Annotated in this window: 12 protein-coding genes; 10 read left to right on the top strand and 2 right to left on the bottom strand. The window is 74.4% G+C overall.

What is annotated here, in order from left to right; translation table 11 throughout:
• The first annotated feature begins 25 nt into the window (after positions 1-25).
• From ACWDRW_RS06695 to ACWDRW_RS06675, 5 genes are all read left to right on the top strand, one after another.
• Positions 26-937, top strand: coding sequence for a hypothetical protein (locus ACWDRW_RS06695; protein ID WP_451721382.1), 912 nt, complete (start codon positions 26-28; stop codon positions 935-937).
• Entirely contained in the window at positions 934-1,179 is a 246-nt protein-coding gene (locus tag ACWDRW_RS06690) for a Trm112 family protein (RefSeq protein ID WP_451721029.1), read from the top strand. The genes ACWDRW_RS06695 and ACWDRW_RS06690 overlap by 4 nt, the downstream gene beginning before the upstream one ends.
• Positions 1,176-2,069 (top strand): FkbM family methyltransferase, encoded by an 894-nt coding sequence (locus tag ACWDRW_RS06685; RefSeq protein WP_451721027.1) that lies wholly within the window; start codon positions 1,176-1,178, stop codon positions 2,067-2,069. Before ACWDRW_RS06690 ends, ACWDRW_RS06685 begins: the two co-directional genes overlap by 4 nt.
• Positions 1,960-2,550 (top strand): hypothetical protein, encoded by a 591-nt coding sequence (locus tag ACWDRW_RS06680; RefSeq protein WP_451721025.1) that lies wholly within the window; start codon positions 1,960-1,962, stop codon positions 2,548-2,550. The genes ACWDRW_RS06685 and ACWDRW_RS06680 overlap by 110 nt, the downstream gene beginning before the upstream one ends.
• 131 nt (positions 2,551-2,681) lie before the next feature.
• Positions 2,682-3,506, top strand: coding sequence for an MEDS domain-containing protein (locus ACWDRW_RS06675; protein WP_451721023.1), 825 nt, complete (start codon positions 2,682-2,684; stop codon positions 3,504-3,506).
• A gap of 297 nt (positions 3,507-3,803) precedes the next feature.
• Here ACWDRW_RS06675 and ACWDRW_RS06670 read toward each other — a convergent pair whose 3' ends face one another.
• The gene (locus ACWDRW_RS06670; protein WP_451721021.1) at positions 3,804-6,053 is read right to left on the bottom strand and encodes an ATP-binding protein; all 2,250 of its coding nucleotides are present in this window, start codon (positions 6,051-6,053) and stop codon (positions 3,804-3,806) included.
• Positions 6,054-6,154: 101 nt separating this feature from the next.
• Complete coding sequence (locus ACWDRW_RS06665; protein ID WP_451721019.1) at positions 6,155-7,036, bottom strand: ATP-grasp domain-containing protein; 882 nt, start codon at positions 7,034-7,036, stop codon at positions 6,155-6,157.
• A gap of 200 nt (positions 7,037-7,236) precedes the next feature.
• Between ACWDRW_RS06665 and ACWDRW_RS06660 the strand changes: the two genes are divergently transcribed.
• From ACWDRW_RS06660 to ACWDRW_RS06640, 5 genes are read left to right on the top strand one after another with little or no spacing between them, the layout of a single operon-like run.
• Positions 7,237-7,497 (top strand): hypothetical protein, encoded by a 261-nt coding sequence (locus tag ACWDRW_RS06660; RefSeq protein ID WP_451721017.1) that lies wholly within the window; start codon positions 7,237-7,239, stop codon positions 7,495-7,497.
• A gap of 48 nt (positions 7,498-7,545) precedes the next feature.
• Complete coding sequence (locus ACWDRW_RS06655) at positions 7,546-8,994, top strand: acyl-CoA synthetase (protein ID WP_451721015.1); 1,449 nt, start codon at positions 7,546-7,548, stop codon at positions 8,992-8,994.
• Complete coding sequence (locus ACWDRW_RS06650; protein WP_451721013.1) at positions 8,987-10,366, top strand: carboxyl transferase domain-containing protein; 1,380 nt, start codon at positions 8,987-8,989, stop codon at positions 10,364-10,366. The genes ACWDRW_RS06655 and ACWDRW_RS06650 overlap by 8 nt, the downstream gene beginning before the upstream one ends.
• A gap of 47 nt (positions 10,367-10,413) precedes the next feature.
• The gene (locus ACWDRW_RS06645; RefSeq protein ID WP_451721381.1) at positions 10,414-10,764 is read left to right on the top strand and encodes a CU044_2847 family protein; all 351 of its coding nucleotides are present in this window, start codon (positions 10,414-10,416) and stop codon (positions 10,762-10,764) included.
• On the top strand, positions 10,761-12,422 hold the full coding sequence (locus tag ACWDRW_RS06640; RefSeq protein WP_451721011.1) for a VMAP-C domain-containing protein: 1,662 nt from the start codon (positions 10,761-10,763) through the stop codon (positions 12,420-12,422). The genes ACWDRW_RS06645 and ACWDRW_RS06640 overlap by 4 nt, the downstream gene beginning before the upstream one ends.
• Positions 12,423-12,435: the final 13 nt, after the last annotated feature.

Below are 12,435 nucleotides of genomic sequence, written 5' to 3'. Positions count from 1 at the left end.
AAGGGCGCAGACCATGTGGTGGGGAGTGGCCGCGGCCCTGTTGGCGAACGTCCTGTACAGCACCGGATTCGTCCTGGAGAAGCGGGCGCTGGCCGCGCTGCCGGAGGTGACGATCCGGCAACCCGCGCGGCTGCTGCGGCTCGTGCTCGGCAGTCCGCTCTGGATCGGCGGGTCCCTCGCGCTCGCCGCCGGGTTCGCCGCCCAGCTCGCCGTCTACCGCACACTGCCGATCGCCGCCGCGCAGGGCCTGTTCGTCTCCGGGCTCGTCCTGCTCGTGCTGCTCTCCGCCCGGTTGCTGGGCGAGGAGACCTCCGGCCGGGAGCGGTACGCGCTCGCCGCGATCCTCGCCGCGCTGCTGATGGTGGTGCTGTCGCTGCGCGAGGGTTCGGACTCGGTCAGCCAGGAGGCGCCGTATCCGCTGATCCTGCTCGTGTGCGTGCCCTCGCTGGCCGGCGGGGTGTGGCTGTACAACTCCGCCGAGCGGCGCACCCGGCACCGGCACCGGCTGCCGACCACGGGGGTGGAGTACGGCGTGGCGGTGGGCCTGCTGTACGGGGTCAGCTCGCTGGCCATCAAGGGCGTGTCGAGCCATCTCACGGCCGACGGCTGGGGCGGTGCGCTGCTCGGGCTGCTGCGGTCGCCGTACCCGTATCTGCTGCTGTTCACCGGGGCGTTCGGCCTGGTGATGTCGCAGGCGGCGCTCCAGCGCTGCCGGGCCTCGCTGATCGTGCCGGTGTGCACGACCGTGACCTGCCTCTACACGGCGGTGCTCGGCACGCTCTCGTTCGGCGAGGCGCTGCCGGAGGACCCGGTGCGGCTCGCACTGCGTGTCGCGGGCATCGCGCTCGCCGTCGCCGTCCTGCTGTCCATGCCCCGGCACGACCAGCCGGCGCGCACCCCACCCCCCATCGGTGCCAAGGAGCTGACGCCACCGTGAACCCCGACGATCCGCTGCTGCAGATTCTCGCGTGCCCGCTCGACAAGGGCCCGCTGCACCTGCTCCCGCCGGACGGCCCGGCCGATCCCGGCGAGTCCGCCGACGCGGGCGAGGCGCTGTACAACCCCAGACTGCGCCGCCGCTACCCGATCGTCGACGGCATCCCGCAACTGCTGCCGTCCTCCGGCGAGCAGGTCGGCGACGACGAGCACGAGGCGCTCCTCAAACGGATGGTGACATGACCCAGACCCTGGCGGCCCGTGTGGCCCCCTTCCTGCCCGTACGGCTGGTGGCCGCCGCGGCCCGGGCGGTGTACCCCCGCTTCGAGCCCGAGCTGGCCCGGCTGCCCGAACTGTGCCCGGCGCCCTGTGGCACGGCGGTGGACGTCGGCGGCTGGTACGGCCCCTGGACGCGCCGCCTGTCGCGCCGCGCCCGGCAAGTGGTGACCGTGGAACCCGTGCCCCGGCTGGCCAGGCTGCTCGCCGCCGGCGCCCCGCCGAACGTCCGGGTCGTCCAGGCCGCCGCCTCCGACCGGCCCGGCACGGCCCGCCTCTGGCTGCCGCCCGGCGACGCCGGCGACCGGGGGGTGTCCTCGCTGGTCCGACGGGACATCCACGGCCGTGCGCTCGACGTCGGCTGTGTCACGCTCGACGAACTCGGGCTGCGGAACGTCGACTTCATCAAGATCGACGTGGACGGCAGCGAACTGGCGGTCCTGCGCGGTGCGACCGGCATCCTGGCCCGCGACCGCCCGGCCCTCTTCGTCGAACTGGAGTGCCGCATTCAGCCGATCGCGCCGGTGGTCACCTACCTGTCCCTGCTGCGCTACGACGGCTGGGTGCTGCCCGGCGACAGCTGGGTCCCGCTGGCCAATTTCCCGCTCGCGGACCACCAGGCGCGCGCCGAGCACGTCGTCACCCGGGGCCTGCTGCGCCGGGTCCTGCCCGGCGGTGGTCCGCGCTACGTCAACTCGGTGCTGTTCCTGCCGGACGGCCGCCGCCCCGGCGGGCCCGTGCGCGACCATGGGACGCATGCCTTCCACCAGCCCCTTCGGCCCGCTCCACTTCCAGCTCGTCCTGCTGCGCCGGATGGCCGACCACAACCCGGACCTGGTCGAGCGCGCCCGTCATGAACTGGGCGTGTCGGTGGCCGAGATGCGGGAGGCGAACAAGAAGTGGCAGGCGATGGTCCGCTCCCCACGCTCCCGCGCCGCCGCCTCCCGGTACCGCTCGGTCCTCGGCGCGCCCGAGTCGGTGCTGACGCGGAAGGTCGGCGACCTGGAGTGCGAGGCCTGGCTGTGGCCGGTCCCGCTCTGGCCCACCCTGCGCTTCGAGGTACTGCTCGGGCCGACCGGGGCCGTCTGGAACGAGTGGCTGGTCCGCGCCCCGGGCGCCGAGCCCCCGCCGCTGCGCACCCTGGACGATCTGACCCCATGGTCCTGCACGGTCGACGAGGCGGCCCGCGCCTTCGCGCCCGCCCGCCCGCTGGAGGGCTCGGCGCCCACCCGCTGGGGCCTGGCCTTCTCGGCCCCGGACGCGAGTGGCGCGCGGCACGCGTGCGTGGCCGAGTTCTCGTGGGGGCTGCTGCAACGCGTGGCGGTGGATGGGGGGTGACTGATCACGGAGGGCGTGGAGACGGCCGTAACCGATCGGACTCCTCCGCATTTCGCCCCAGAACCGGCCCGCGAACCGATCATCGCCGGTCATCCGGGAGGACTTGCTCCCTCTGTGCCTAATGTCGCGGCATGGAGCTTCCCGAGCGGACTGTCCCCGTCGAGCGGCTGCGCCTGGGCGATCACGCCTGCTTGGAGGGGGTCGACGGCGAGTCGTCCTGGGCGGTGTTCACCGCCTACACCCGCACCAGCCTCGCCCGTCAGGAGAAGGTGCTGCTGGTGCTGGACCAGGACAACCTCCAGGACGACGAGGTGGTCGCCCTGCTGGACCAGGGCGGAGCCGGGGCCACCGCCGCCCGGGCGAGCGGACAGCTGTCGCTGAAGCGCACCCCGCAGATGTACCTGCCGGACGGCCGCTTCCACAAGGAGCGCACGATCGAGGCCTACCGCGCCGAGGTCGAACGCGCCCAGGAGGAGGGCTGGGCCGGGCTCAGGATCGCGGCGGACATGAACTGGGCGCCGCGGGCGGGCCTGGACGACGGCTGTCTGCTGGACTACGAGGCGTCGGTGGCCCCCCTCTTCGCGGATCCGCTGTTCACCGCGATCTGTTGGTACGACCGGCAGCGCTTCGGCCCGGGGCTGCTGGACGGCATGGCCCAGATCCATCCGTTCCAGGTGGCCGAACCCCTCGGCTCGGACTCCGACTTCGTCGAGTCCCTGCGCCGGTCCCTGGCCCGCCAGGACACCTCCGGTCCCACCCGGGTCACCCTCGACCTGCGTGACGTGTGCTTCATGGAGGCCCACTGCGCCTGGCAGCTCATCAGCCTCGCCGGATCACTGCCAACCGGGAGCCAGGTCACCGTGCGCTGCGGAGAACTGCTGGCCCTGGTCCTGCGCCAACTCGGGGCGGACAGGGCCCCGCAGCTGGTGCTCGACGTACTGGAGCCGACTCCCTGAACGTGCCGCCGACGACGCGGCGGAGACGACTCCGCCAGCGCGCGCCGCCGCACCCGCCACCCCGACTCCCGCACACACGGTCCGGGCCGCCGCGCACACGTTCCGGGCTCACTCTCACCCCACCCAGGCCGCCTCGCACAGCTTCCGGGCTCACTCTCACCCCACCCAGGCCGCCGCGCACACTTTCCGGGCTCACTCTCACCCCACCCGGGCCGCCTCGCACGCCACCCAGGCTCGCTCACACACCATCCCTGCCCCCTCGAACGCGCCCTCGCCCCCGGCCCGCCCCGGCCCCGCTCACACCTCCCCCGCCCGTGCCGCGAACCACGCCGCCAGTTGGCTGCGCTTGCTGAAGCCCAGCTTCACCAGGATCCGCTCGACATGGCCCTCCGCTGTCCGCTGGGCGATGACCAGGGCCTCGGCGATCTGCCGGTTGGTCAGGCCCTGCGCGACCAGGGCCGCCACCTCGGCCTCCCGCCGGGTCAGCGGCCGCGTGTCCGGCTCGGCGGCCGAGCCGGTCGTCGGGCGCCGCAGCTCGCCCAGCGCGTAGGCGATGACGTCGTTGCGGTGCAGCGCGCCGCCCGTGCGGTGGGCCCGCTCGTGGCCGTGGTCGCCGAGCACGCGCCGGGCGTGCCGTTCCGCCGCGCACGGCCGCCCCGCCCCGCCCGCCTGGGTCGGGTCGCCGCCGATGTCGTGCCAGATCCGGTCCACCGCCCCGCGCAGGACGGCCGCCCGCTCGGCCTGTCCGGCGAGGGCCTCCGCCGCCGCGAGGAGGTCGAGGGTACGGGCGAGACTCTGCCGCTGCCGCCCTGTGTACGGCAGCCGCAGGCACGCGCGCGCCTGCTCGGCGGCCCGCTCGTACTCGCCCAGCGACCAGTGCGCGAGGCCGAGGGTGCGCAGCGCCCAGGCACGGGCCCACTGTTCGCCGTGCGCCTCGCACACGGCGACGGCCTCCGCGCACAGGGGCACGGCCTCGCCCGCCCGGCCCCGGCTGACCAGGGTGCAGGCGAGTTCGACGCGGGTGAGGACGACGAAGCCGACGGTCGTGCCGGTCTCGAGGGCCTCGGCGGCCATCGGGGGCGGGGCCGGCACGGGAAGTTCCGCGTCGGCGGGCAGGGCGTGGTGCGGCGGGTCGGTGCCCGCGAGGACCGCGGCGGAGCGGGTGTGCACCAGCGACATCAGGGCGCCCGCCCACATGGCGCGGGTCAGGGCGGCGTCGGGGCGGGCCCCGGCCCGCAGCGCGCGGTCGAGCCAGTGCCGGCCCTCGCCCCAGGCGCCGCCCGCGACCCAGTGGAACCAGAGGGTGGCGGCCAGTCTGAGTCCGGCCTGCGCCTCGCCCGGGGTGGTGAGGCAGAAGTCCAGCGCGGCCCGGAAGTCGTCCTGGTCGAGCCGTATCCGGTCGGTGACGGCGACCTGGTCGGGGCCGAACCAGGCCTGTTCGTACTCGGCGGCGAGCCGGGCGAAGTAGTCGCGGTGCCGGCGCCGGGTGACGGTCACCTCGCCGATGTCCTCCAGGCGCTCCAGCCCGTAGTGGCGCAGCGAGACCAGCAGCCGGTAGCGGACCTGGCCGCCACGCTCCTCCCGGATCAGCACCGACTTGTCGACGAGCCCGGCGACGGCGTCCAGGACATCGGTGGCGCCGAGGCCCTCGCCGCCGCACACCGCCTCGGCGGCGGCCAGGTCGAAGCCGCCGACGAACACCGAGAGCCACGCCCACACCAACTGCTCCTGGGGTGTGCACAGTTCATGGCTCCAGTCCACGGCCGAGCGCAGGGTGCGATGCCGGGGAGCCGAGGCGGGACTGCCCCCGGTGAGCAGCCGGTAGCGGTCGTCGAGCCGTTCGACGAGCTGGTCCACGCCGAGCGCGCGCACCCGCACCGCCGCCAGTTCGATGGCGAGCGGTAGCCCGTCCAGACGCCGGCACAGCCGGGCCACCGCCCGCTGGTTGCCCTCGCCGACGGTGAAGCCGGGGACCACGGCCGCCGCCCGGTCCGCGAACAGCCGCAGCGCGGGGAAGTTCTCGGCGGTGCCGACCTCCTCGGGGCCGGGAGCGGCGAGTGTCGGCACCTCGTAGAGCTGTTCGCCCGCCAGCCCGAGCCGGTGCCGGCTGGTCGCCAGGACCCGTACGCCCTCGGTGGCGGCCAGCAGGGTCTGGGCGACCAGGGCGCAACTGCCCACGACGTGCTCGCAGTTGTCGAGGACGAGCAGCAGGCTGCGGCCGCGCAGGTGTTCCACGAGGACGTCGAGCGGCGGCCGTCCGGCCTCGTTGCGCACCTCCAGCGCGTCGGCGACGGCGTGCGGCACGAACGCCTCGTCGCCCAACGCGGCGAGCGGCACCAGCCACACCCCGTCCGGGAAGGTCCGCGCGATCTGCTTGGCCACATGCGAGGCGAGCCGGGTCTTGCCCACCCCTCCGGGCCCGGTCAGCGTCACCAGCCGACCCTCGGTCAACAGCCGCCTGACGTCCGCCGACTCGTCCCGTCGCCCCACGAAGCTGGTCAGCTCCGCCGGGAAGCCGGAGGTGCGCCGCGCATGGGATCCGCCCACGATCCGGTCACGCCCTCTGCAGTGGTCACGCACGCGTGGTCTTTTCCGCAGGGTAGGCAGAAGATCCCGACGACAAGGGCGGCTTCCCGGATTTCCCGCCTCTACGGGTGAGTGCGCCTTGCCTCGGCGAGTACGGCCTCCACCACGCGCGCGGTGGACACGGGATGCAGGAACAGGAAGAGGTTCGGCTCGACCAGCTCCAACTCCATCACCCGCGGCTGCCCGTCGTCCCCGTCGACGAGATCGACGCGCGCGTACAGGACCTGCGGCGCGTCGGGTACGGCGGCCAGGGCGCGCTCGGCGACGGCCAGTTCGGCCTCGGTCGGCGTCCACGGCTCCAGCCCGGGGTGGGCGACCTTGGCCGCGTCGAAGGCCGTGCCGGGCGCGAGCACGGCCTGCTTGCGGCTGGCGTGCAGCAGCCGCCCGCCGAAGAACTGCAGCGCGCGCTCGCCCGCGGTGTCGATACTGCGCACATAGGGCTGCACCATCGCCGTGAACCCCTCCTCGTGCATCCGCGCGAGATGCCGTACGGCGCTCTCGCGTTGGTCGGGGGTGTAGCGGGCGGCGTACCGGGCGCCCGCGCCGGAGGTGGGCTTGACGACGTACTCGTGGTCGCCGGGGAGGTCGGCGGCGACCCCCGGCGCCAGATACGTCGTGGGCACGACCGGCACGCCCGCCTCGGCGAGGTCCCCGAGATACCGCTTGTCGGTGTTCCATCGCACGACCGTCGCCGGATTGGCCAGCCGTGTCGCCTTGCCGCACCGCTCGGCCCAGGCCACGAACTCGGCGGTTCGCCAGCTGTAGTCCCAGGTCGACCGGATCAGCGCGAGGTCGTAGGCGCCCCAGTCGACGTCCTCGTCGTCCCAGTGGACGATCTCCGCCTCGGCCCCGGCGCCGGCGAGCGCCTCCCGCAGCACGGGCAGATCACGGTCGTGGCTGGGCTCGGGCCGGGGATCGTAGGTGACCAGGGCTATTCGGGGCACGGCGGGCTCCAGAGTCGGGGGACGAACCGCCCGCAGGCTAACCACACCCGGGGCGACCGCTTCAACCGAATTGCCCTTCCGACCCCCGCGCGCACCTGCTCCGGGAGGGCGCGCTGTTCCGGGTCACCCACGACCACACGGTGGTCCAGTCGCTGCGGTAGGAGGCCACCGCCCATCCCCGGCGCGCGCTGCTGCTGAGGGTGCTGTCCCCCACATCCGCGCACCTGCCGCACCTGCGTCTCCAGGACGCCCTTGCGGGCGACCGCTGTCTGCTCTGCTCCGAGGGCCTCGCCACGGTAATCCCCGACAGGCGGATCCGCGAGCTGCTCGCCACGGCCGCCGGCCCGGACGTCGCGGCCCGGTCCCTGATCGACGCGGCGAACGCGGCGGGCGGTCCGGACGACGTCGGTTGCGTGGTGGCGGACGTGGCGCAGCGCACGGCCTCAAGCCGAGCCGGGTAGGGCAGGATCGACTCCTGGCGGCAGACAGCGACAGCTAAGGAGTGCGGTGTGTCCTCCCTCTTCCCGGCCCTGACGGCCGGACCGGCGGGGCGGGTCGCCCTGCGGTTCGGGAACCGGTCCCTGACGTACGCGGAACTGGCCGCCGCGACCGGCGCCCTCGCGGACCGCATCGCGGGGCACGGCCGGGTGGCCGTGTGGGCGGCACCGGCGCTGGAGACCGCCGTGGCGGTGGTCGCGGCACTGGAGGCGGGGATCGCCGCCGTGCCGCTCAACCCGAAGTCCGGGGAGAAGGAGCTCGGGCACATCCTGTCCGACAGCGCCCCCGGTCTCGTCCTCGCGGCGCCCGACGACGACCTACCGGTAGCGCTCAAGGAGCTGGAACGCGTCGACGTCGACGTGACGGCCACCGGCGCCGCCCGCCCGGCCGAGGCGGCGGACGGCGAGGACCCCGCCCTGATCGTCTACACCTCCGGCACCACCGGACCGCCCAAGGGCGCCGTCCTCCCCCGCCGGGCCGTCGCCGCCACCCTGGACGCGCTCGCCGACGCCTGGCAGTGGACCGGTGACGACGTCCTGGTCCACGGCCTGCCCCTGTTCCATGTGCACGGCCTGGTGCTCGGCGTCCTCGGCCCGCTGCGGCGCGGCGGCTCCGTGCGCCACCTCGGCACATTCGGCCCGCAGGGCGTCACGCGCGAGCTGAACGACGGCGCGACCATGCTCTTCGGCGTGCCGACGATGTACCACCGCCTCGCCCAGGCGCTCCCCGGGGACCCGGAGCTGGCCGGGGCGCTCGGCGGGGCACGGCTGCTCGTCTCCGGCTCGGCCGCGCTGCCCGTGCACGACCACGAGCGGATCGCGACGGCGACCGGGCGGCGGGTCATCGAGCGCTACGGCATGACCGAGACGCTCATGAACACGAGCATCCGCGCCGACGGCGAGGCCCGCCCCGGCACCGTCGGCCTACCGCTGCCGGGCGTGGAGCTGCGGCTGGTGGAGGAGGACGGCGCGCCCGTCGAGGCGTACGACGGTGAGACGGTCGGCGAGATCCAGGTGCGCGGGCCGAACCTGTTCACCGAGTACCTCAACCGGCCCGACGCCACGGCGGAGGCGTTCACGGCGGACGGCTGGTTCCGTACCGGGGACATGGCGGTACGCGAGGCCGACGGCTATGTGCGGATCGTGGGGCGCAAGGCCACCGACCTCATCAAGAGCGGCGGTTACAAGATCGGCGCCGGGGAGATCGAGAACGCGCTGCTGGAGCATCCGGGGGTACGGGAGGCCGCGGTGACCGGGGAGCCGGACGCCGATCTGGGCGAGCGGATCGTGGCGTGGGTGGTTCCGGCCGACCCGGAACGGCCGCCGCTGCTCGACGAGTTGGCCGATCACGTGGCCCGTCGGCTGGCCCCGCACAAGCGGCCCCGGGTCGTACACCACCTGGACGCCCTGCCCCGCAACGACATGGGGAAGATCATGAAGCGGGCGCTGGGCCGTGGCTGACCGGCTCGGCGCCCGGGAGTTCCTCGCCCTCGTCGGCGACGACTTCGTCGAACTCCCGCACGCGGAAAGGGTCTCCGCGCCCGACGGCCCGCTCGGCTGGCGGGGCTACGACGGCTCCCGGCTGCGGGCCGCCGAGCGCACCGGCGAGGAGGAGTCCGTGGTCTGCGGCACCGCCCTCGTCGAGGGCACGCGGGCGGTACTGATCGCGTTCGAGTTCGGCTTCCTCGGCGGGTCGCTCGGGGAGCGCACCGGCGACCGTCTGGAGGCGGCGTACGCGCACGCCCGCCGCTACCGCCTGCCGGTCGTGCCGCTGATCGCCACCGGCGGCAGCCGGATGCAGGAGGGCATGCTCGCGCTGACCCAACTCCAGCGGGTGGCCCGCCAGTCGGCGCTGACCCGGGAGGCGGGGCTCGCCCAGATCGCCGTGCTGCGCGACCCGACGACCGGCGGCGGCTGGGCCACGCTCGGCGCGGGCGCGGACGTGGTGCTCGCCCTGCCGGGCGCGCAGATCGGCTTCGCCGGCTCCCGGGTCCGCCCACCGGACGCGGACCCGACGGCGTACACGGCCGAGGCGCAGGTGGCGGCCGGGGCGGCCGACGCACTGGTGCCACCCGAGGAACTCCGCTCGACACTGGGCCGCTGGCTACGCCTCCTGACGACGGCTTCGGACAGCCCGGCACCGGTACCGAAGGCGCTGGGGTTCCCGGAGCTTCCGGTGACGGGATGGGACGCGGTACGGCGGGCCCGCAGCCCCGAGCACCCGCGTGCCGCGCGCTACCTGGACGCCTACTTCACCCATCGGCTCGCCCTCAGCGGTGACCGCGCGGGCGGCACCGACCCCGACGGCATGCTCTGCGGCTTCGGCGAGCACGAGGGCCGCACGGTCGCCTACGCGGCCCAGACCGGGGCGGCGACCCGGCCCGCCGGTTATCGCACGGCCGCCCGGCTGATCCGGCTCGCGGACCGGCTCGGCATCCCGGTGCTGACGCTGGTGGACACCCCGGGCGCGGCCAATGACGCGGAGGCGGAGCGGCAGGGCGCGGGCGGCGCCATCGCGGAGGTGTTCTCGGCGGTGGCCTCGGCCCGCACCCCCGTCACCACCCTGGTGATCGGCGAGGGCGGTTCCGGCGGGGCACTGGCGCTCGCGGCGCCCGGCAACACCTGGGCCACGCCGGACAGCTACTTCTCGGTGATCGCCCCGGAGCTCGCGGCGGCGATCCTGAAACGGCCACCGGAGCAGATCGAGGCGACGGCGGACCAACTGCGCATCCGACCACAGGACTTGGTGGAGCTGGGCGTGGTCCAGGGCATCGCCGACGCGTGCGGCGGGGTTGTTCCCCGGGAACGGCGACAATCCAAGCACCGTCCGTAACAATGGAGTTCATCAAGGTCACACATCACGGGGGAGCGAGCGGCGCCATGGACGGGCTGATGCAGTTCAAGACCGAGGACGGCGCCCTGGTGGCCGTCGAGGGCGTCGAGGACGAGTCGGGCGCCCGCCTGGTCGCCCGCGACGACGGCCCGGCCCGCGCGGCCCGCACCTTCGAGGGCGCGCTGGACGGCGTCCGGGCGGCGGCCGAGTCCGCGCTGAGGGTCTTCCGGGACGGATCACTCCGGCCCGACTCCGTGGAACTGGAGTTCGGCGTGAAGCTCACCGCGGAGGCCGGAGCGGTGATCGCCAAGGGGACCGCGGAAGGGCACCTGGTGGTCAAGCTCAGCTGGTCACCGGGCCCCTCCGAGGCCGCCCCGGAGGCCCGCGAGCGGTCATGAGCGGCGCGGCTTGGCACGCCCGCGTCGAGTGCGGCCCCGAGGTGGGCGCGGGCTTCCTGGTCTCCGGCCGTCATGTCCTCACCTGCGCCCATGTGGTGCGCCGACGTGCGCTCTCCCCGGTCGTCGTCAGCTTCCCGGGCCGCCGTGAGCTGACCGGGATACCGGCGACCGTGGCCGTGCACGGCGGCTGGCAGGGCGGCCCCACCGACCCGGGCGACCTCGCCGTACTCGAACTCGACCGAGAAGTGTCCTTGCAGCCGGCGGAGTTCGCCTCTCCCGGTGCCGAGCAGGATCACTCCGAGCTCATCGCGTACGGCTTCCCCAAGGGGTACGACGAGGGCATGCTCGCCTCCTACCGGGCGCTGCCCGGACCGCTGATCTCCGACGAGTGGGCGCAGTTGGAGGCGGTGACCGCGCACGGGCAGCCGCTGGCACCGGGGTTCAGCGGGGCGGCGGCGACCCTGGCCGACGGCCGGGTGGTCGGGATGGTGTCGACCGTCGCGGGCGGCCGGGACATACGGGTCGGCCGGATGCTGCCGACCCAGGTGCTGGTCCGCTACTGGCCCGAGCTGTGCGAGCTGATCCCCGCCTCCGACCACGACCCGAAGGCGGTGCGCGGACTGTACGCGCTGGTGCGGCGGGCGGTCGCCGAGGGCGTCGACTGTTCCCCGGACGGGCTCTATCTGGACGCCGTGGGCCCCTTCGGGCCACCGCTGCCGGAGGGCGGCTTCGCCTCGCTGGGCGCGGCGGCCGGGTACGTGCAGTGGGAGGTGCAGGAGGCGGAGGCGGTGACCCGGTTCGCGCAGCGGCTGCGCGAACTGCTCGACGCCCCGTCCCCGTCACCGAAGGCCACCACGCCCGCCTGGTCGCCGATCCTCGTCGAGATCGAGCACAGCGGCGCCGGAGCCGATCAGGTCACCGTGGAGGTGTCCGCCTACCGCGACGGGCACCGGCGGCGCGTGGACTCCCGTCGGCTGTCACGCACCGACGTGAAGGAGCACGTCCAGCGGCGTGTGGACGAGGCCTTCGACCAGCTCGCGCCGGGCGCCGAGGCGCTGGTGACGTTCGTCCTGCCGCGCGAGTGGCTGAACGAGCCGGTGGCGCACTGGGAGTGCGGCCCCGAGGACTCCACCCCGCTGGGCTGCGCCCACCCGTTGGTCGTGGTGGACCGATCCCGCTACCGCAGCGGACGGCTGCGCCATCAACTGGCCAAGAAATGGCAGGCGCTGGACACCCGTACGGCGGCCCGGCTGCACCGCGTCGACTGCGGCGGGCGGGAGCGGCCGCCCAGCCTGCGCAAGCGGCTGCGCGACGGCGACGCCGACCTGGCCGGCTACTCCTACCCGCCCTCCGCCGCCCGCCCGCACTTCGAGGCGGGCCTCAACACCCCGGTGCCGGTCCTGCTGTGGCCCCGCACCGGCTGCCCGGAGCCCGGTCACGAAGGGCCCTGTCCGGGCACCGCGTTCCTCGACGAGCTGGCCGCCTCGGTGACCGGTGTGCCGCCCACCGAACTCCCGCGCCGTGTTATGGAGTTGCGGGAGACCGCGGACGCCGACGACGACCCGGACCGGCACTGGGCCAAGGACGTACAACTGCTGTGGGACGACCCGCGTTGCTTCCCCCAGCCCGCCGCCAGCCTGCACTCCCCGGTGCTCTGACCAGCAGGAGAGA

The sequence above is a fragment of the Streptomyces sp. NPDC003635 genome, from assembly GCF_053587635.1.
Note: the sequence above shows the minus strand (reverse complement) of the source record. Positions and strands in the feature narration are given on the sequence as shown.

Excerpts from the sequence above, each read along its gene's own strand:
- ACWDRW_RS06685 (WP_451721027.1), top strand. The coding sequence starts at position 1,176 with ATGACCCAGACCCTGGCGGCCCGTGTGGCCCCCTTCCTGCCCGTACGG.
- ACWDRW_RS06680 (WP_451721025.1), top strand. The coding sequence starts at position 1,960 with ATGGGACGCATGCCTTCCACCAGCCCCTTCGGCCCGCTCCACTTCCAG.
- ACWDRW_RS06675 (WP_451721023.1), top strand. The coding sequence starts at position 2,682 with ATGGAGCTTCCCGAGCGGACTGTCCCCGTCGAGCGGCTGCGCCTGGGC.
- ACWDRW_RS06645 (WP_451721381.1), top strand. The coding sequence starts at position 10,414 with ATGGACGGGCTGATGCAGTTCAAGACCGAGGACGGCGCCCTGGTGGCC.
- ACWDRW_RS06640 (WP_451721011.1), top strand. The coding sequence starts at position 10,761 with ATGAGCGGCGCGGCTTGGCACGCCCGCGTCGAGTGCGGCCCCGAGGTG.